Annotated in this window: 17 protein-coding genes; 6 read left to right on the forward strand and 11 right to left on the reverse strand. The window is 73.3% G+C overall.

Annotated elements, in window-relative coordinates:
* The first annotated feature begins 8 nt into the window (after positions 1 to 8).
* The 3 genes from ACIRGB_RS21855 to aztD are packed head-to-tail and all read left to right on the forward strand — an operon-like array spanning position 9 to position 3,438.
* A complete protein-coding gene (locus tag ACIRGB_RS21855) occupies positions 9 to 1,253 on the forward strand; it encodes a hypothetical protein (protein ID WP_403867500.1) in 1,245 nt (414 codons plus the stop codon).
* Complete coding sequence (gene aztC / locus ACIRGB_RS21860; RefSeq protein WP_403867503.1) at positions 1,250 to 2,239, forward strand: zinc ABC transporter substrate-binding protein AztC; 990 nt, start codon at positions 1,250 to 1,252, stop codon at positions 2,237 to 2,239. The genes ACIRGB_RS21855 and aztC overlap by 4 nt, the downstream gene beginning before the upstream one ends.
* A complete protein-coding gene (aztD, locus tag ACIRGB_RS21865; RefSeq protein WP_403867506.1) occupies positions 2,236 to 3,438 on the forward strand; it encodes a zinc metallochaperone AztD in 1,203 nt (400 codons plus the stop codon). Before aztC ends, aztD begins: the two co-directional genes overlap by 4 nt.
* A gap of 174 nt (positions 3,439 to 3,612) precedes the next feature.
* On the opposite strand, the gene ACIRGB_RS21870 is transcribed toward aztD, so the two are convergent.
* From ACIRGB_RS21870 to ACIRGB_RS21880, 3 genes are all read right to left on the reverse strand, one after another.
* Positions 3,613 to 4,575 carry a helix-turn-helix domain-containing protein gene (locus tag ACIRGB_RS21870; protein WP_403867509.1) on the reverse strand — a complete coding sequence of 321 codons (963 nt, stop codon included), beginning with the start codon at positions 4,573 to 4,575 and terminating at the stop codon, positions 3,613 to 3,615.
* A gap of 9 nt (positions 4,576 to 4,584) precedes the next feature.
* Positions 4,585 to 5,421: an alpha/beta fold hydrolase gene (locus ACIRGB_RS21875; RefSeq protein ID WP_403867512.1), complete on the reverse strand. Its 837-nt coding sequence runs from the start codon at positions 5,419 to 5,421 to the stop codon at positions 4,585 to 4,587.
* 82 nt (positions 5,422 to 5,503) lie between these two features.
* A complete protein-coding gene (locus tag ACIRGB_RS21880) occupies positions 5,504 to 6,016 on the reverse strand; it encodes a carboxymuconolactone decarboxylase family protein (RefSeq protein ID WP_403867515.1) in 513 nt (170 codons plus the stop codon).
* A 100-nt stretch (positions 6,017 to 6,116) separates the two neighbouring features.
* Here ACIRGB_RS21880 and ACIRGB_RS21885 point away from each other — a divergent pair, with 100 nt between their 5' ends.
* Complete coding sequence (locus tag ACIRGB_RS21885) at positions 6,117 to 7,094, forward strand: pirin family protein (RefSeq protein ID WP_403867518.1); 978 nt, start codon at positions 6,117 to 6,119, stop codon at positions 7,092 to 7,094.
* A 16-nt stretch (positions 7,095 to 7,110) separates the two neighbouring features.
* Here ACIRGB_RS21885 and ACIRGB_RS21890 read toward each other — a convergent pair whose 3' ends face one another.
* The gene (locus ACIRGB_RS21890; protein ID WP_403867521.1) at positions 7,111 to 7,749 is read right to left on the reverse strand and encodes an HD domain-containing protein; all 639 of its coding nucleotides are present in this window, start codon (positions 7,747 to 7,749) and stop codon (positions 7,111 to 7,113) included.
* A 99-nt stretch (positions 7,750 to 7,848) separates the two neighbouring features.
* The gene (locus ACIRGB_RS21895; RefSeq protein ID WP_403867524.1) at positions 7,849 to 8,814 is read right to left on the reverse strand and encodes a GlxA family transcriptional regulator; all 966 of its coding nucleotides are present in this window, start codon (positions 8,812 to 8,814) and stop codon (positions 7,849 to 7,851) included.
* 127 nt (positions 8,815 to 8,941) lie between these two features.
* On the opposite strand from ACIRGB_RS21895, the gene ACIRGB_RS21900 reads away from it, so the two are divergent.
* Positions 8,942 to 9,772, forward strand: coding sequence for an alpha/beta fold hydrolase (locus tag ACIRGB_RS21900; RefSeq protein ID WP_403867527.1), 831 nt, complete (start codon positions 8,942 to 8,944; stop codon positions 9,770 to 9,772).
* Here ACIRGB_RS21900 and ACIRGB_RS21905 read toward each other — a convergent pair.
* Positions 9,738 to 10,631 (reverse strand): alpha/beta fold hydrolase, encoded by an 894-nt coding sequence (locus tag ACIRGB_RS21905; RefSeq protein ID WP_403867530.1) that lies wholly within the window; start codon positions 10,629 to 10,631, stop codon positions 9,738 to 9,740. The genes ACIRGB_RS21900 and ACIRGB_RS21905 overlap by 35 nt on opposite strands.
* 134 nt (positions 10,632 to 10,765) lie before the next feature.
* Here ACIRGB_RS21905 and ACIRGB_RS21910 point away from each other — a divergent pair, with 134 nt between their 5' ends.
* Entirely contained in the window at positions 10,766 to 11,275 is a 510-nt protein-coding gene (locus ACIRGB_RS21910) for a CGNR zinc finger domain-containing protein (RefSeq protein ID WP_403867533.1), read from the forward strand.
* Positions 11,276 to 11,290: 15 nt separating this feature from the next.
* Here the strand turns inward: ACIRGB_RS21910 and ACIRGB_RS21915 are convergent, their stop codons facing one another.
* The 5 genes from ACIRGB_RS21915 to ACIRGB_RS21935 all read right to left on the reverse strand — a co-directional run bounded on the left by ACIRGB_RS21915 (position 11,291) and on the right by ACIRGB_RS21935 (position 18,279).
* Complete coding sequence (locus ACIRGB_RS21915; RefSeq protein ID WP_403867536.1) at positions 11,291 to 12,109, reverse strand: siderophore-interacting protein; 819 nt, start codon at positions 12,107 to 12,109, stop codon at positions 11,291 to 11,293.
* 15 nt (positions 12,110 to 12,124) lie between these two features.
* Positions 12,125 to 14,413 carry a glycoside hydrolase family 3 N-terminal domain-containing protein gene (locus tag ACIRGB_RS21920; protein WP_403867539.1) on the reverse strand — a complete coding sequence of 763 codons (2,289 nt, stop codon included), beginning with the start codon at positions 14,411 to 14,413 and terminating at the stop codon, positions 12,125 to 12,127.
* Positions 14,410 to 16,344 (reverse strand): cellulase family glycosylhydrolase, encoded by a 1,935-nt coding sequence (locus ACIRGB_RS21925; protein WP_403867542.1) that lies wholly within the window; start codon positions 16,342 to 16,344, stop codon positions 14,410 to 14,412. Before ACIRGB_RS21925 ends, ACIRGB_RS21920 begins: the two co-directional genes overlap by 4 nt.
* A 67-nt stretch (positions 16,345 to 16,411) precedes the next feature.
* The gene (locus tag ACIRGB_RS21930) at positions 16,412 to 17,455 is read right to left on the reverse strand and encodes a LacI family DNA-binding transcriptional regulator (RefSeq protein WP_403867545.1); all 1,044 of its coding nucleotides are present in this window, start codon (positions 17,453 to 17,455) and stop codon (positions 16,412 to 16,414) included.
* Positions 17,452 to 18,279, reverse strand: coding sequence for a carbohydrate ABC transporter permease (locus ACIRGB_RS21935; protein WP_059296537.1), 828 nt, complete (start codon positions 18,277 to 18,279; stop codon positions 17,452 to 17,454). The genes ACIRGB_RS21930 and ACIRGB_RS21935 overlap by 4 nt, the downstream gene beginning before the upstream one ends.
* Positions 18,280 to 18,284 lie beyond the last annotated feature (5 nt).

The raw sequence follows: 18,284 nt of genomic DNA on the forward strand, positions 1-18,284 counted from the left end.
CCGAGACGATGGACCCCACCGTCCGCAGACACGCCACGCGCCGGCTCCCGACCGCGCTCGTCCTCACCGCCGCGCTGCTCGCCACGGGCTGCTCCGGGCGGGCGGACGACGGGCCGGAGCCGGCCGCGACCGAGCCGTCCGCCACCCCGCACGGCTACGTCGAAGGGGCGCGGGAAGCGGCCGAGGAACAGTCCCGGCTGCTCCTCGGCGACCCGGGCACCGGCGCGAGCCGGGTGCTCGACCTCGTCACCGGCAAGGTGCACGAGACCGCACCGGTGCCCGGTGCCGCCGGGCTCAGCACCGACGGCCGCTTCGGCTTCTTTCCCACCGACCGCGGCACGCATGTCGTCGACGGCGGTGCCTGGACGGTGGACCACGGCGACCACGTGCACTACTACCGGGCGGCGATACGCGACGTCGGCGACCTCCCGGCCGGCCGGGGCGCCGAGATCCGCAGCGACGCCGCGGTGACCGCGGTGACCGACCGGGACGGCCGGACGACGCTGTACGACCGGACGGCACTGGAGGAGGGCGACGTCGGGCCCGCCCGGACGCTCGACGGGGCGCACGCCGGCGCCGTCGTCCCGTACGGGGAACACCTCGTCGCGCTCACCGGCGACGAGGACTCCGCCGAGGTCACGGTGTACGACCGCGAGGGCAGCCCCGTCGCCTCGCCGGACGCGAGGTGCGAACGGCCCCGGGGGGACGCCGTCACCCGCCGCGGCGTCGTCCTGGGGTGCGCCGACGGGGCCCTGCTCGTGAGCGCCGAGCACGGGACGTTCACGGCCGCGCGGATCCCGTACGGACAGGACGTGCCCGAGAAGGAACGGGCGACGGCCTTCCGCCACCGGGCCGGCAGCGACACCCTGACCGCGCCCGCCGGGGAGCGGGCCGTGTGGGTGCTGGACGTGACCGACCGCGCCTGGACCCGGGTGCGGACCGGGCCGGTCCTGGCGGCCAACACCGCCGGGGAGGGCTCCCCGCTCCTCGTCCTGGAGACCGACGGCGCCCTGCACGGCTACGACATCGCCACCGGCAGGCACACGGCCCGGACCGAGCCCCTGCTGACCGGAGCCGGGAAGGCGGCCACCGGCGCGGTCGCACCCGTCGTCGAGGTCGACCGCAGCCGCGCCTACGTCAACGACCGCACCGGCAAACGCGTCTACGAGATCGACTACAACGACGACCTGCGCGTCGCGCGCTCCTTCGGCCTCGACATCGCACCGGGCCTGATGGCGGAGACCGGCCGATGAGGGGGACGACGCGCGCACGGGTCGGAGTGGCACGGCTGCGCCGCCTCCTGGCGGGACTGCTCGCCCTGGTCGCGGCCGCCACCGCCACGGCCTGCACCGGCACGGAGGAACAGCCCCGCATCGTCGTCACCACCAACATCCTGGGCGACATCACCCGCCAGGTCGTCGGCGACCAGGCCGAGGTCACGGTCCTGATGAAGCCCGACGCGGACCCGCACTCCTTCGGACTGTCGGCCGTGCAGGCCGCCCAGTTGGAGCGGGCGGACCTCGTGGTCTTCAACGGTCTCGGCCTGGAGGAGAACGTCCTGCGGCACATGGACGCCGCCCGCGAGGCGGGCGTGGCGACCTTCGAGGTGGGCAGGGCGGTCGACCCCCTCACCTTCCACACCGGCACGGACGGCGGACCCGAGGGGGAAGCGGGGCAGCCCGACCCGCACTTCTGGACCGACCCCGACCGCGTGCGCACGGCCGCCCGCCTCATCGCCGATCGCGTGAGCGAACACGTGAAGGGCGTGGACGACGAGGCGGTCCGGGCCAACGCCGCGCGCTACGACGCCCAACTGAAGGACCTCACCGCCTTCATGGAGAAGTCCTTCGACCGGGTGCCCGAGGAGCGGCGCAACCTGGTGACCAACCACCACGTCTTCGGCTACCTCGCCGACCGCTTCGGCTTCCGCGTCATCGGCGCCGTGATCCCCAGCGGCACGACGCTGGCCTCCCCCAGCTCCTCCGACCTGCGCTCGCTGACCCGGGCCATGGAGAAGGCCGGGGTCCGCACGGTGTTCGCCGACTCCTCGCAGCCCAAGCGGCTCGCCGAGGTCCTGCGCACCGAACTCGGCGACGGGGTGCGGGTCGTCGAGCTGTACTCCGAGTCCCTGACCGCCGAGAACGAGGGCGCCGCCACCTACCTGCGGATGATGCGCGCCAACACCACCGCCCTGACCGACGGACTGACCGTCGGCAGCCCGAAAGGAACGCACAGTTGAACACGTCCATACGCACCAGGGCCCTCACCGGTACGGCACTCGCCCTCGCGGTGTCCACGGTCCTGACCGCGTGCGGGGGAGACGACACCTCCTCGTCCGACGCCAAGTCCCAGGGCGCCGGGACCGCCACGCCCACGGCCTCGGTGCGGGACCCGCTGGTCGCCACCTTCGACGGCGGCCTGTACGTCCTCGACGGCAAGACCCTCGACCTCACCAGGACCATCGACCTGCCCGGCTTCAACCGCGTCAACCCCGCGGGCGACGACGACCACGTGGTCCTCTCCACCGACAACGGCTTCCGCGTCCTGAACGCCACCGCACAGACCCTCACCGGCATCGAGTACCGGGGCGCGAAGCCCGGCCATGTCGTCCGCCACGCCGGGAAGACGGTGCTCTTCACCGACGGCACCGGAGAGGTCAACGTCTTCGAACCGGGCGACCTGGGCGCCGGCGAGAAGCCGGACGGACGCACCTACACCTCCGCGCGGGCCCACCACGGCGTGGCCATCGAACTGAGCGACGGGCGACTCCTCACCACCCTCGGGGACGAGGAGAAGCGGACCGGTGCCCTGGTCCTGGACCAGGACAACAAGGAGATCGCCCGCAACGAGAACTGCCCGGGCGTGCACGGGGAGGCCGCCGCCCGGGGCGAGGCGGTCGCCCTGGGCTGCGAGGACGGCGTCCTGATCTACAAGGACGGCCGGTTCACCAAGGTCGACGCCCCCGACGACTACGGCCGGATCGGCAACCAGGCGGGCAGCGACGCGTCCCCCGTACTCCTCGGCGACTACAAGACCGACCCGGACGCCGAACTGGAACGGCCGACCCGCGTCTCCCTGATCGACACCGAGACGGCGAAGCTGCGCCTGGTGGAGCTGGGCACCAGCTACTCGTTCCGCTCCCTCGCCCGTGGACCGCACGGCGAGGCGCTGGTCCTCGGGACCGACGGCGCCCTCCACGTCATCGACCCGGACAAGGGCACGGTGCGCAAGAGGATCCCGGCCGTGGGGAAGTGGCAGGAGCCCCTGGACTGGCAGCAGGCGCGGCCCACCCTGTTCGTCCGCGGCCACACCGCGTACGTGTCCGAACCGGGGAAGAAGGCCGTGCACGCCATCGATCTCGACACCGGCGAGAAGCGCGCCTCGGTCACCCTGCCGAAGGGGACCAACGAGCTGTCCGGAACGGTCGCGGGCCACTGACGGCCACGTCCCCCCGGCCCGCGGGCCGGGGGGACGTGCCTGGACGGGCGCCCCCTAGGACTGGGGCCGCCGTCCGTGGTTGGCGGGGTAGTTGCGGCGTGCCTTCTTCTTCCGGCGTCGCTTCGAGGACATGCGGGCCTCCTTCGGAAGACGTCTGCTCCGTGCGCGTCCGTGTCAGCGGGCATCTGTGAATGCCGTCCGTCCACGATTCCACGCACGGCCGGGAGGTGCCATTCGGCGCGGTGCGGCCCCCGCGGCCCCCGCGGACCCCGTGGAGCCCGGGGGCCGCGCCGGTGACGTGTCCGGCCACGCGACGTCGTCGATCGCGAGCCACGGTGCGCCGGCCACGGCCGCGGGGGTCAGCCCGGTGAACGCCTTGACCTCCCGGTGCAGGTGGGACTGGTCGACGTAGCCGCTCTCGAAGGCGACGGAGGCCGGGGTCAGGCCGCCCGCGAGCAGGTGGGCCGCGTGGTCGAACCGCACCAGTCGGGCGGCCCGCTTGGGCGTGATGCCGAGCTGGGCGTGGAAGCGGGCCGACAGCCGCTTGCGGCTCCAGCCGACCTCCTCGGCCAGGCCGTCGACCCGTACGCGCCCCCGGCTGCCCAGCGTCGTCCGCCAGGTGTGGGCGACCTCGGGATCGACCGGCGGCCGGTCCGCCGCGCGCCGGCGCAGGAGGTCCGCCGCGCGCGCGAACCGCTCGTTCCACGACCCGGCGGCGCGCAACTCGTCCTGGACCCGCTCCGCCTCGCGGCCCCAGACGTCCTCGAACGACTCCACCCTTCCGCCGAGCGCCGCCGCCGGGCCGAGCACCGTGGCCGCCACCACCGGTTCCAGCCGGATCTGGAGGCACGCGCCCACCCGGCCCGCCGCCCTGAGCTCCCCCGGGGCGAGCCCGACGACGAAGCTGCCGTGCCCGCGCCGGTCCCGGGCGCTGTACAGGACGCCGTCGCCGTCGCTCAGGTCGATGAGCAGGGTGACGGACGGATGCGCGACCATGGCCATGTCCACGAAGGCGGACACGTGCTGGCTGAACCCGGCCATGGCGACCCCCGCGAGCCGGGCCGAGGGAGGCGGGACCGCGACGTCCACGATCGACCAGTCGGGCGGCGCCCCGGTCGGTGTCTCGGTGGACAACACGCGATCAGTCTAGGTCTCGGGGCCGACGGCCGGGAGGTCCGCGTCCCGGGCGGTGAAGCCCAGCAGCACCTCGCCGGTCGGTCCGGGCGCTTCCAGCGGCGGCAGGTGTCCGACGCCCGGCAGCAGCTCGAGCCGCGCGTCGGGCACGGCTTCGTACCGGTGCGCCGACGACGGGTCCCAGCGCGGGTCGGCGGCACCGAAGAGCACCAGCACCGGGAGGGTGAGGGCGGCGAGGCGCTCGGGCACGCCGCGCTCGGCGAGGTAGGCGGTGTTCCCGCGCGCCACCGTCCGGAAGGAGCGGTACGTGGTGCTCCGCAGGTCGTGGAGCAGGTCGGCCGGGATGTCGACGGGGCCGGCAGCCGTCGCCTCGATCGCCTTGCGGAGCATCGCGTCCGTGCGCCGCCGCCACAGCAGCGGGCCGAGGGGCGGGGCCAGCAGCAGCCGGAGGATCACCGGCTGGGGCAGGAGCGCGTCCAGAGCCGGACCCGTGCTGATGAGGGTGATCGCCGCCACCAGATCGGGGCGCCGCTCGGCGAGCGCCGTGGCCACGTAGCCGCCGCTGGAGTGGCCGGCCACCGTCACGGACCGGAGCCCCAGGTCGTCGAGGAGCGCCGCCACCCGGCCCGCCTGCTCCGGTACGTCGTACGAGGGGACGGGCGGGGACGTGCCGGAGCCCGGGAGGTCGACGCGCAGGACGTGATGGCGCTCGGCCAGTGCCGGGACCACCGGGCCCCACGAGGCGCCCGAGGCACCGGAACCGTGGATGAGCAGGAGGGGCGGCGCCTGCGGCGGGCCGTCGTGCACCACGTGCATGCCGTGCGAGAGATCGGCGTCGTACTGACTCATGCCGGAATGGTGCGCCGGGGGCCCGTCCCGGGTCTTGTACGAATGTCGCCGGACCCGTCGGACCGAAGGGACGCACCGGCGGTCAGGCGCGCGCGGCGCCGCGCACCGGGTGCTTGCTCAGGACCGAGACCCGGTTGAAGGCGTTGATGCTGATCGCCACCCAGATCACGGCGGAGATCTGGTCGTCCGACAGGACACCCCGCGCCTGCGCGTACGCGGCGCTCTGCGCGCCCGCGTCGGCGGGGTGCGTGGTGGCCTCGGCGAGGGCGAGCGCGGCGCGTTCCGCGGGCGAGAACAGTTCGGTGTCGCGCCAGGCGGGCAGCACCCCGAGCCGCTGGGTCGTTTCGCCGCCCCGCAGCGCGGCCCTGGTGTGCACGTTGAGGCAGTAGGCGCAGGCGTTGAGCTGGGAGACGCGGATGTTGACCAGTTCCACGAGGGTCCGGTCCAGCCCGGCCGCGTCGGCGACGCCCCGGACCGCCTCCGCCGTCGCGCGCAGTGCGGTGTAGGCATCGGGGCTCTGCTTGTCGACGAACACCCGCCGCTCGTCGGCGCCTTGGGGAATGCCTGCCTCGGTGCGTACAGGCGTCTGCGTCATGTCGGGTGCCCTCCGTTGCGCGCGGGTGAAGCTCACGTCCTATCATCGAACCATAGATGTTGAAAATGAAACTTTCAGGGTCGAGTGGGAGGACGAAGCGGTGAGCAACACGGAAGCGCATCCCGCCGAGGTCAGGTGCGGGGCACCGCAGGACGGGGCGCCCGCCGCCGGTGTGGAGATCCTGACCGCGCGGGACGTCCCGCTCGGTGGCCCGCGCGCCATGAAGGTGCGCCGCACCCTGCCCCAACGGGCCCGCACGCTGATCGGGGCCTGGTGCTTCGCCGACCACTACGGCCCCGACGAGGTCCCGGAGTCGGGCGGCATGAACGTCGCGCCCCACCCGCACATCGGCCTCCAGACGGTCAGCTGGCTGTTCAGCGGGGTGATCGAACACCGGGACAGCCTCGGCAGCCACGCGTTCGTCAGGCCCGGTGAGGTCAACCTCATGACGGGCGGCCACGGCATCAGCCACTCCGAGGTGTCCACGCCGGACACCTCGGTCCTGCACGGCGTCCAGCTCTGGGTGGCACTGCCCTCCGAACACCGCGACACCGCCCCGGACTTCCGGCACCACGTGCCCGCCCCGGTCACCCTGGACGGCGGCGAGGCGCGCGTCTTCCTCGGCTCGCTCGCCGGGGACACCTCGCCGGTCGGCACCTTCACGCCCCTGCTCGGCGCCGAGGTGACCCTGGACCCGGGCGCCACCGTACTCCTCGACGTCGACCCCGGCTTCGAGCACGGCGTCCTCGTCGACAGCGGCGACGTACGCCTCGACGGCACGGCCGTACGCCCCGCCGAACTGGCGTACACCGCACCGGGACGACGGGCTCTCACCCTGACGAACGAGGCGCCCGCGGCCGCCCGGCTGCTGGTGCTGGGCGGTCCGCCCTTCCCCGAGGAGATCGTCATGTGGTGGAACTTCGTCGGACGGTCGCACGACGAGATCGCGCGGGCCCGCGCGGACTGGGAGAACGACTCCGGGCGCTTCGGCCGGGTCGACGGCTACCCCGGTGACCGCCTCCCGGCGCCCGTGCTCCCCCACGCCACCCTCTCCCCGCGCGGCAACCCCCGGCCCTAGGGGACCCGGGGAAGGGTCACTCCGGCCAGGCGGAGTTCTCGATCACCTCGACGAAGTCCGTGCGCCGGAAGCCCGGCACGAAGTGCTCCAGGACGTCCGCGTTCACCGTGCCGAAGGTGGTGTCCGGGCGGTGCCGGAAACCGTCCGTGAACGCCTGGAGGATCTGCTTCTTGAAGTCCGGGCGGGGGTGGGCGGCGGTGACCGCGTCGATCTCCGCCCGGGAGATGCGGGCGAGGTGCAGACCGAGCACGTCCGTCTCGACGCCCGCGGTGGTCGCCGCGATCTCCGGCGCCAGCTTGTAGGGGACCTCCGGGGTGGTGTGCAGCGCGACGGCCGTCCACACGGTGGCCGCCTCCGCCTCGGGCACGCCGTGGGCCAGCAGGAACGCCCGCGCCTGGTCCGCGCCGTCCATCTCGAAGCGCTGGTCGTCGCCGCGGTAGGGCGGCACCAGACCGAGGTCGTGGAAGAGCGCGGCGACGTACAGCAGCTCCGGGTCCGGCCGCAGGCCGAGGGCGGCGGCCTGGAGACTGCCGAACAGGTAGACGCGACGCGAGTGGTGGAAGATCAGCGGCGGTGTGGTGTCACGGACGAGTTCGGTCGCCTCCCGCGCCAGCGCGCTGTCGGGGATGTCGATTCCGGCGATGGTCTGCGTCATGGTGGTCCTCCCGGGACGGTGCCGTCGTGTCGGTCCCACCCTGCGCCGGACGGCCGGGCCGCGTCCGCTGCCCGATGGCCATGAACCCCTCGGAACCGGTCATGACTCCCGCGCGGTGGTGCCGAAGCGCTGCTGGTACCGGATGGGGGACAGCCCGAGGTGCCGGGAGAAGGCCCGGCGCAGACTCTCGTAGCTCGCGAACCCCGAACGGGTGGCGGCCTCCGTGGCGTTGTGCCCGGCGTCGAGCAGGGCCTTGGCCAGGTCGAAGCGGATCAGCTCGACGTACTTCATCGGCGTCGTGTCCAGCTCGGCCCGGAACATGCGCGTCAGATGCCGCGGGCTGACCCGTACACGGGCGGCGAGCGCCTCCAGGCCGTGGTCCGCCGTGGGGTCGGCCTGCACCGCCTCCTGGACCAGGCGCAGTACCGGCGTGCGGGGAGCCGGGCCCTGGAGCGAGGCGGAGAACTGCGACTGGCCGCCGGCCCGCTGCATGTACACCACCAGCGAGCGGGCGACCTCACGGGCCAGGGCGGGACCGTGGTCCTCCTCCACCAGGGCGAGGGCGAGGTCGATGCCCGCGGTCACGCCGGCGGACGTGTAGGTGCTGCCGTCCCGTACGAAGAGCGCGTCGGCCTCGACCCGCGTCGCCGGACAGCGGCGGGCCAGCGTCGCGGTGTGCTGCCAGTGCGTAGTGGCGCGCCTGCCCTCCAGCAGCCCGGCCGCGCCCAGGACGAAGGCGCCGGTGCACACCGAGGCGACGCGCACGGCCCGGCCCGCCAGGGCCTTCGCGGCCGCGCGGAGAGCCGGGTCCACGGGGGAGCCGGGCAACGCGTCGCCGCCGACCACGACCAGCGTGTCGTAGACGGCGGCCCGCGCGTCCGTGTCCGCCGTGACCCGCATGCCGATGGACGAGGACACCGGCGACCCGTCCGCGGAGACGATGCCCAGCCGGTAGTCGGCGCCGAACCGGCTGGCCTCGCCGAAGACCTCCGCCGGTCCCGACAGGTCGAGCAGCTTCATCCCGTCGAACACGAGGAAGCCCACCCTGTGCGGCCCCGCTGCCATGGCTTCCTCCGTCATCCGGTTCTGCGCGCTCTGGTCAGTATGGGTGAAAAATGAGACATCCCGGTTTCCGGCGTAAGGTGGCCGACGGGGGCCAGTCGTTCACGTCGTACACGCGGAAGGATCACCCATGGGTACGGTCACCACCTCCGACGGCACGAACATCTTTTACAAGGACTGGGGCCCGCGCGACGGGCAGCCGATCGTCTTCCACCACGGCTGGCCACTCAGTGCCGACGACTGGGACACCCAGATGCTGTTCTTCCTCTCCCACGGCTTTCGCGTGATCGCCCACGACCGCCGTGGCCACGGACGCTCGGACCAGCCGTCCACCGGCCACGACATGGACACCTACGCCGCCGACGTCGCGGCGCTGACCGAGGCCCTCGACCTGCGGGACGCCGTGCACATCGGACACTCCACCGGCGGCGGCGAGGTCGCGCGCTACGTGGCGCGCGCCGAGCCGGGCCGGGTGGCCAAGGCCGTGCTCGTCAGTGCCGTCCCCCCGGTGATGGTGAAGTCCGAGGCCAACCCCGAGGGCCTGCCGATCGAGGTCTTCGACGAGTTCCGCGCGGCCCTCGCCGCCAATCGCGCGCAGTTCTACATCGACGTGCCGTCCGGTCCCTTCTACGGCTTCAACCGGGAGGGCGCGACGGTCTCCCAGGGCCTGATCGACCACTGGTGGCTACAGGGGATGATGGGCGCGGCCAACGCCCACTACGAGTGCATCGCGGCGTTCTCGGAGACCGACTTCACCGAGGATCTCAAGCGGATCGACGTCCCGGTCCTCGTCGCGCACGGAACGGACGACCAGGTCGTGCCGTACGCGGACGCGGCACCGAAGTCGGTCGAACTCCTGGCGAACGGCTCCCTGAAGTCGTACGAAGGGCTCCCGCACGGCATGCTCTCCACCCATCCGGAGGTCATCAACCCCGACCTCCTGGCGTTTGTGAGGTCGTAGTCCGGGCGAGGAAGTCCCTCATGTGGCCTGCGATCTCCTCCAGGTGGGTCTCCAGGGCGAAGTGCCCGGTGTCCAGGAGGTGGATCTCGGCGTCCGGGAGGTCGCGCCGGAACGCGTGGGCGCCCTCGGGGCCGAAGATCTCGTCGTTCGCGCCCCAGACCGCCAGCAGCGGCACCCGGGTGTCGCGGAAGTACTGCTGGAGCCGGGGGTAGAGGGCGACGTTGGACGGGTAGTCGCGGAACAGCGTGAGCTGGACGGCGTCGCTGCCCGGCCGGTCGAGCAGGGCCTGGTCGAGGGTCCAGGTGTCGGGGCTGACGAGGCTCGGGTCGGGGACCCCGTTCAGGTACTGCCAGCGGACCGCCTCGGGGGACAGCGCGGCCCGGGCGGGAGCCTCCGTCTCGGGGGTCGGGTCGTCGGTGTAGGCGAACAGCCCGTCCCAGAACGCCTTGACGAGGCCGTCGGTGTAGCCGTTGCCGTTCTGCGTGACGATCGCGGTGATGCGGTGCGGGGTCCGGAGGGCGATGCGCCACGCCACCGGTGCGCCGTAGTCCTGCACGTACACCGCGAAGCGCTCCACGCCGAGCCGGTCCAGGAGGCGGACGGTCACGTCCGTGAGGGAGTCGAAGCCGTAGTCGAACGCGTCCGCCGCGGGCATGGACGAGTATCCGAAGCCGATCATGTCGGGCGCGATCACGTGGTAGGTGTCCGCGAGCTTCGGGATCAGGTGCCGGAACATGTGGCTGCTCGTCGGGAAGCCGTGCAGCAGCACGACGGTCGGCGCCTGCGGGTCGCCGGCCTCCCGGTAGAAGACGTCCAGGCCGTCGACGGTGGTGGTCCTGTGGTGCACGAGGACACTCATGGCAACCCCTTAAGATGTTTTTGGTGGTTAGGTGGAGTCCAGCACGCTGGAGCTAACCTGTCAAGTGGGATTAAGAGGTTAGGTGCGCTTGTTGTAACCTGCCCATGCCGAAGAAGCGGTTAGGGGTGAAGGTGGTGACCGACACGGCCGCGGAGGACATCCTCCTGGAGCTGCTCAACACGACTCCCGTCGTGCGGGGCTCGGTGCGGGACGCCCTGGGCGCGCCCGCCGAGGGCCGCGCGTGGGTACGCGACCACGGCGGGGCCGGGTCGGACGAGGAGGTCGCCTTTCTGGTCGCCGCGCGGGACGCCCTCCAGGACGTCGTCCGGGGACGGCGGGGCCCCGAGAGCCTGAGCGAGTTCCTCGACGGCGTCAGCAGGGTGCCGACGTTCGCGGGCGGCAGCCTGGAATGGACCCTTCGGGCCCCCGACGCGCACCGCCTGGCCGTGGAGCTGCTGCTGACCTGGGCGCACGTCGAGGAGACCCGGCCGGGCCGGCTCAAGCCGTGCGGCAACCCGGACTGCCGGCGCTTCCTGCTGGACCGGAGCAAGCCCAACAGCGCCCGCTGGTGCTCCATGGCCGAGTGCGGGAACCGGATGAAGGCCCGCCGGCACTATCGGCGCGTCAAGGGCGCCCAGGCGTAGCGCGTACGGCCGGGGTCAGGCCGCGGCCATCGCCTCGTGCTTCCAGAACCCCGAGAAGGTGATGCGCTCCTTCGGCAGTCCCAGGCGGTGCAGGTGCCGGCGTCCCTCGGTGGCCAGGGTCGACTCGCCGACGACGAAGGCGTATCCCGCCGCGTCGGCGCGGGGCAGCCGGTGCAGCTCACGCAGCGCGGCGGTGCCGGGGACCGAGGTGCCGTCCCGCCGCACGACCCAGGAGACGGTCACACCGGCCGGGGCGTTCAGCTCGCGGCGGTCGGCGTCGGTGGGGATCTCCTGGATGAGGCGTCCCACGGTGCCTTCCGGGAGCGAGCGCATGATGCTCGCCGTGGCGGGCAGCCCGGTCTCGTCGGCCACCACGGTGACCTCGGAGGCGTCTTGGGGGCAGTCGAAGAGGATGTCCTGGTCGAGCAGGGCGAGCGCGTCCCCGGGGCGGGCACCGCAGGCCCAGAGCGCGGCCCTGCCCTCGACCTCGCCGGTGGGGCGCCGGTGCACGACGAAGTCGATGTCCAGCTCGGCCGGCGCCCGTCGGTAGTCGGCCACGGAGTAGTTGGCGCAGTGCGGCCGCTCGTCCTCCGGGATGGCGAGGTAGGGCTGCCACCACCGCGATCCGGTGAACTCCGGCAGGCGCAGGGCGCGTTGGTGGGGGAGGGGGAGGAACAGGCGGAACCAGTGGTCGTACCCTCGCCACGGAAAACCGCCGAGCGCCGGCCCGGTGACCGTGACGCGCTGCATGGACGGGGAGACCCGCTCGGTCCGCACCACGCGGGCGCGGAACATCTCCGGATGCTGGGGTGTGAGCCGCCGAACCTTCGCCATGAAGGTAAGGCTAACCTAAGTTGCGTTCGATTCCGAGCCGGTGATCTCCAGCCGGGCGCCCGTCGTCCGGTCCGACGACGGGCCCGTCTCCAGCTGGACCACCCCCGGCTCCACGGCGAGCCGCAGGTCGCGTCCCACCGAGGCCAGCGTGTCCGGGCCCACCTCGAAGACCGCCTCGGCCTCGTCGCCGGGCGCGATGCTCAGGCGGACGAAGCCCCGCAGCTCGCGCACCCGCGGCCAGGACGTGCCCCCGGACAGCCGGCGCACATACAGCTGCACCGTCTCCTCGGCCGGCCGGGCCCCCGTGTTGCGGACCGTGACCCGGCAGGTCAGACGTGGGGCGTCCGCGCCGACCCGGGAGCGCGACAGTCGCGGCGCCCCGTACGCGACGCTCGTGTACGACAGGCCGTGCCCGAAGGCGTGGCGCGGACCGGCGCTCTGGTCGGCGTAACCGCGGTAGCGGTGGTCCTTGCCGTTGTAGTGGACGGGCAGCTGGGCGGCCGACCGGGGCACGGAGACCGGCAGCCGGCCGCGGGGCTCGGCGTCGCCGAACATCACCTCGGCCACGGCACGGCCACCCCGCGGCCCCGGGTACCAGGCGCTCAGCACCGCCGCCGCTGGCGCGTCCAGCTCGGGCAGAGCGTGCGGGCGGCCCTGGACCAGCACCACCACGAACGGGGTTCCGGTCGCCGACACCGCGGCCAGCAGGGCCCGCTGCGCGGGCGGCAGCGCCAGGTCCGCCAGGTCGGCACCCTCGCCGCAGGTCATGCCGGACGGCGTTCCGGCACCGGTCACGGCGGCCCCGTTCGCGTCGAAGACGGTCTCCGCGGAGCGGGCGCTGGAACCGCCGAGCACCAGCACGGCCACGTCCGAGCCGGCCGCCAGACCGACGGCCGCCGGCACGTCCGCCACCTCGTCACCCACCAGGGCGCACCCCCGCCCGTGCACCACCTCGGTGCCGGGCCCCGCCGCCGCACGGATGCCCTCCAGGACGGTGATCCCCGCGCCGGGCCGCTGCGGCGCCGTGTAGTCGCCGATCTGCTGGGCGAGCGAGTCGGCGTTCGGGCCGAGGACCGCGATCCGCCGCACCGTACGGGACAGCGGGAGCACACCGCCCTCGTGGGCGAGCAGGGTCACCGACGCGCGGGCGACGCGCTCGCCCAGCTCGGCGGGGTCCGGCAGCCCCACGGACTCGGACCGGGCCGGCGGCAGCGGCTGTTCGAACAGGCCCAGACGGAACTTCAGCGCGAGGACCCGCGCCACCGCGGCGTCCAGCGCCGACTCGGACACCAGCCCGCGTTCCACCGCCTCGCCCAGCCGGGTGAAGGAGTGGTCCCACAGACTCAGATCGCATCCGGCGTTCAGGGCCAGCGCCCCCGCCGACACCGGATCGCCGGTCAGCCGCACCAGCCGGTCCACCGCGGTGCCGTCGGCCATGACGACGCCCTCGAACCCCCACTCCGCACGGAGCAGGTCGGTCAGCAGGTACCGGTTCGCGGCGCAGGGCACCCCGTCGAACTCGTTGTAGGCGGCCATCAACCCGGCCGCACCCGCCGCCACCCCGGCCCGGGCCGCCGCCAGATGCACCTCGTGCAGTTCCCGCGGTCCCAGCTCCGTCGCCGCGCTGTTGCGGCCGCCGACCGTGGCACCCTGCCCGGCGAAGTGCTTGAGGACCACGGCCACCCCCGCCCGCCGCGCGCCCTCGACGAGCGCCTCGGTCATCCGCGCGGCGAGGTACGGGTCCTCGGCGAAGCACTCCTCGCTGCGCCCCCAGCGCGGATCACGCACCAGGTCGAGCGCCGACACCAGCGCGAGGTGCGCGCCCCGCGCGCGCAGTTCGGCGGCCGCCCCGGCCACCGCGTCCGCGTACAGCTCCGGGTCCCAGGTGGCGCCGACCGCGAGGTTGACCGGGAGGACCGTGCCGTCCAGCGCCTGGTGGCCGTGCGGCATCTCCTCCACCAGCAGGACGGGGATGCCCAGCCGGGTGCGGTCCATGACGTACCGCTGCACCGCCGCCGCCGTGCGCGCCCCGTCCCCGGCGTCCAGGCCGTCCGCGAAGCCGACGCCGGACCAGGCGTCGGCCCGCTGGAGCCCGTACAGCGCGCCCATGCCGTCGAAGGCGGCGACCTCCGCGCGGAAGGCGTCGGTGAGGCGGTGCCCCTCCCCGGCGCGTTCGTAGGCGTCCCAGCCGTACATGCGCTGGTTGAGCTGACCGACCTTCTCCGCCAGGGTCATGCGGCCCAGCAGGTCGCGGACGCGGTCCGGCACCGGCGCGGCGGGGTCGCGGTAGCGGGGCGGGGTCATCGCAGCTCCAGCACCACTACGCCGTACGCCTCCAGCGCCACGTCCTCCACCGGGGCGCCGTCGGCCAGGCCGTGCAGCGTCCCGTCGGCGGCCGGACGGACCACGAGCCGCTCGGGACTCTGGCTGACCAGCCACACGAAGCGGCGGCCGTCGGCGTGGACGAGGACGTCCGCCGACACGTGCGGATCGGCGACCGTGACGGGCCGCCGCACGCCCGCCACCTGCGCCAGGGCCGCGTAGAGCCGCTGTGTGACATCGGGGTTGACGCGTGCCGTGCGGGCCGCCATGTGCTCCAGCGGATACGTGGCCAGCACCGTCCGGCCCACCCCCGTCTCGTGGACGATCAGGGCCGGCCGCCCGTGGGCGTCCACCGCGACGACCCGGCCCGCACGCGGTACGACCGGCAGATAGGCGCGGCTGTCCTCGTTCCCGGCGACCGGGAAGCGCAGCACCTCGCCGGCCCGCAGGTCGCCGAAGTCCTCGGTGAACGTCATCTCCAGCACGTCGTCCTCGATCGGCTCGGCGACGCCGTACGACAGTTGCAGCTCCACGCCGAAGAGCCCGTCGAGGTCGTCGAACCAGGGGCCGCGGGTGGCCGGGTGCTCGCCGGAGCAGAAGGACAGGTAGACGGTGGCGCCCTCGGCGGCCCGGCGGGCCAGCGCCCTGCGGGTGCGGGTGGTGAGCTGCCGGGTGGCGGGCAGCAGGTAGAGCGACGCCTCGCCCGGCAGTCCGTCGGCCTCGCGGGTCAGGGCCACCGGCAGGTCGGCGGCGCGCGCGGTGACGTAACCCTGGTGCAGGGAGGTGAAGATGAGCGGCCGGTCGGCGGGGCGGCTGTAGGGGTAGCCCCGTTCGAGGAAGGCGGGGACGACCAGGGCGGCGTCCGCGTCCGTGCGGGAGCAGCGCCGGAAGTCCACCGCCTTCAACACCTCCGCGAAGGCGGCCAGTTCCCGCAGCGGCTCCTTCGGCGCCCCGGTGGAGTCGGTGATGCCGAAGTGCATCTCGAAGGGGTGGTGGTCGTAGGGGGACCGGTCCCACAGGTCGTCGTAGTCGGTGTTGTTCCAGGCGAGCCAGCCGGTCGCCCCGCCCAGCAGCGAGTTGTGCAGGGTCTGCCGGTAGAAGATCCCCGCGTTGGCGGCCGAGACCGTGTCCGTGGACAGCCCGAACTCCTCCAGCACCACGGGCTGTCCGGTCACCGAGGCCAGCTCGCACTCGAAGGCGGCACGGTAGTGCTGCCGCGGCCGGTCGGTGTCCGAGCGGTACACGTGCGGGCCCACGAAGTCCACGTACTCGGCCGTCTCCCGCAGCGAGAAGCCGTTGTCCCGGCCGGTGACCTCGATGCCCCACGCGCCGTCGCCCAGCGACACCGGCTGCCGCGCGCCCGTCGCCCGCACCGCGTTGCACATCGCCTGCGCCCACGCGGTCACCACGTCCGAGGACGGCGGGTCGACCTGGTAGATCCGCCCGTACCCCGGCATCTCGTTGGTGATCAGCCAGCCCGTGACCGCCGGGTGGTCCTTGAAGCGCCGCGCCATGCGGGAGACGAACCACGCCTGGCGGCCGACCATCCACACGTCCTCGTACAGGTCACGGTTGCCGCGCCAGGCGGGGTCCCAGTTCTCGCCGGACATGTGGCCGACGATGAAGGTGGGTATGGTCCCCATGCCCGTCTCCGTGTGGGCGTCGAGGAAGTCCGCGAAGCGCGCGCACAGTTCGTCGTCGATCCGGTCGGGCTCCGGGTGGAAGTCCGGCCAGTAGAAGAAGGACCGGGTGGTGTTGAGGCCGTGGTCGGCGAGCACGCGCAGTTCCTCGCGGACGGTCTGCGGGTCGTAGCTCCGCCACATCAGCGGGCCGCCGGTGCGGGACCAGAAGTTGGCGCCGAGCCAGGGCAGGACGTCGGTCTGGTGGGTGAGCTGGGCGCTGTGGCGTCGCATGGTCCTTCTCGGGTGGTGGGGGTGCGGAGGGTGCGTGGCCGCGGTGACCCGCGGCCGGGGGCGGTGGTCAGGTGAGGGCGGGCCCCGTGGACTCGCGGACGACCAGGCGGGGCCGTTCGGCCAGCGCGGTGTCCTCGACCTCCTCGCCGCACAGGGCGAGGAGCATGCGCGCGGCGGCGGCGCCCACCCGCTGCACCTGCTGGTCGACGGTGGTCAGCCGCGGGTGGAGCCAGGAACCGAGCGGCAGGTTGTCGTAGCCGACGACGGACACGTCCCGGGGCACGACCAGTCCGGCGCGCTGCGCGGTGCCGATGCCGCAGACCGCCATCGAGTCGTTGGCGTACACGATCGCGGTGGGGCGGTCGGCGGCGTCGAGGAGCGCCTCGGTGGCGCCGACGGCGTGCCGCTCGCTGAAGTCGGTGGGCAGCACCGCGAACGGGCGCAGTCCCGCCTCGCGCAGGGCGCCCTCGAAGGCGGCCCGGCGTACCCGCGTGTGCTGGAGTTCGGGCGGACCGCTGACGTAGGCGACGCGCCGGTGGCCGAGGCCCAGCAGGTGTGTGACCGCCTCGGCGATCCCCGCGCCCTGGTCGCGCAGTCCGACGCGCGGGACGACGGCCGTGTCGTCGGGCGAACCGAGCAGGACGGCGGGCAGCCCGAGGCGGGCGAGCAGCGCGGGCCGGGCGTCGTCGTCGCGGGCGTCGGTGAGCACGGCGCCGTCCACCCGGCCCTCGGCCGCGAGCCGCTCGTACAGCGCGTTCTCCTCGCGGTGACCGCTGACCAGGTGCAGCAGCAGACCGTAGCCGCGCGGCGCCAACTCGCCCTCTATGCCGGTGATCAGCTCACTGAAGTGCGGGTCGGAGCCCAGCACGTCCGTGGGACGCCGCACCACCAGGGCGAGACTGCGGGTGCGCGCGTTGCGCAGCGCCGCGGCGGAGGCGCTGGGCGACCAGCCCAGCTCCAGCGCGGTGTCGAGGATCCGGCGCCGGGTCGCCTCGGCGAGCCGGCCCTTGTTGTTGAAGGCCTGGGACACGGCGGCCGTCGACACCCCGGCCGCCGCCGCGACCGCCTTGATGGTGGGCCGGCGACCGGCCCGCTCGGTGGGGACGCTCACATCTTCACCGCCCCGCTGACCAGGGCCTGCTGCATGCGCTTCTGGAGCAGGGTGTAGACGAGCCACACCGGCACCAGGGTCAGCACCGTGCCCGCCGTCAGCACGCCGTAGTCCGTGCCGGTGATCGACTTCAGCGTGGGCAGGGCCACCTGGACCGTGCGCTGCGCCGGGTCGGGGCCGATGATGACCAGCGAGTACAGGTACTCGTTCCAGAAGGTCAGGAAGTTCAGCAGCAGCACCGTGGCGATGCCCGGCAGGCACATCGGCGTGTACACGTGCCGCAGCACCGCGAAGGTGGACGCCCCGTCCAGCCGGGCGGCCTCCTCCATCTCCGGCGGGATGGTGCGCATGAACTGCACCAGGATCACCACCGACAGCGGCAGCGCCGTGGCCGGGAGGAACAGCACCATGAAGACACGGGTGTGGAACAGTCCGGTGGCCGCCGCCAGGAGGAAGGTGGGGAACAGCGCCGCGAACGTCGGGATCAGGAAGCCCAGCGAGAAGACCTTCTCGACCACGCCCGCCAGCCGCCCCGTCGAACGCGCCAGCGCGAACGAGGCCGGGATCGCCAGCAGCAGCGTGAGCGCCAGCGAGAACACCGTCACCAGCGCCGAGTTGACGACCGCGAGCCCGAGGTCGGCGCTCTCGAACGCGGTGCGGAAGTTGCCGAGCCCCAGGGAGGACGGCGGGGCGAAGGGGTGCGCGAAGATCTCGTCGTTCGACTTGAACGCCGAGGCGAGGAAGTAGTACAGCGGGACGACGAGCAGCACCGCGTAAGTCCACACCAGGATGTGGGCCGGGAGCCAGCGCTTGCCGAGCTTCATCAGTG

Origin of the sequence: Streptomyces sp. NPDC102490 (assembly GCF_044765285.1) — a bacterium.
Classification (GTDB): domain Bacteria; phylum Actinomycetota; class Actinomycetes; order Streptomycetales; family Streptomycetaceae; genus Streptomyces.

Bases quoted from the DNA above. Each gene is read 5' to 3' on its own strand.
- ACIRGB_RS21855 (WP_403867500.1), top strand. From the start codon at position 9: ATGGACCCCACCGTCCGCAGACACGCCACGCGCCGGCTCCCGACCGCG.
- aztC (WP_403867503.1), top strand. From the start codon at position 1,250: ATGAGGGGGACGACGCGCGCACGGGTCGGAGTGGCACGGCTGCGCCGC.
- ACIRGB_RS21875 (WP_403867512.1), bottom strand. From the start codon at position 5,421: ATGAGTCAGTACGACGCCGATCTCTCGCACGGCATGCACGTGGTGCAC.
- ACIRGB_RS21880 (WP_403867515.1), bottom strand. From the start codon at position 6,016: ATGACGCAGACGCCTGTACGCACCGAGGCAGGCATTCCCCAAGGCGCC.
- ACIRGB_RS21890 (WP_403867521.1), bottom strand. From the start codon at position 7,749: ATGACGCAGACCATCGCCGGAATCGACATCCCCGACAGCGCGCTGGCG.
- ACIRGB_RS21895 (WP_403867524.1), bottom strand. From the start codon at position 8,814: ATGGCAGCGGGGCCGCACAGGGTGGGCTTCCTCGTGTTCGACGGGATG.
- ACIRGB_RS21900 (WP_403867527.1), top strand. From the start codon at position 8,942: ATGGGTACGGTCACCACCTCCGACGGCACGAACATCTTTTACAAGGAC.
- ACIRGB_RS21905 (WP_403867530.1), bottom strand. From the start codon at position 10,631: ATGAGTGTCCTCGTGCACCACAGGACCACCACCGTCGACGGCCTGGAC.
- ACIRGB_RS21915 (WP_403867536.1), bottom strand. From the start codon at position 12,109: ATGGCGAAGGTTCGGCGGCTCACACCCCAGCATCCGGAGATGTTCCGC.
- ACIRGB_RS21920 (WP_403867539.1), bottom strand. From the start codon at position 14,413: ATGACCCCGCCCCGCTACCGCGACCCCGCCGCGCCGGTGCCGGACCGC.
- ACIRGB_RS21925 (WP_403867542.1), bottom strand. From the start codon at position 16,344: ATGCGACGCCACAGCGCCCAGCTCACCCACCAGACCGACGTCCTGCCC.
- ACIRGB_RS21935 (WP_059296537.1), bottom strand. From the start codon at position 18,279: ATGAAGCTCGGCAAGCGCTGGCTCCCGGCCCACATCCTGGTGTGGACT.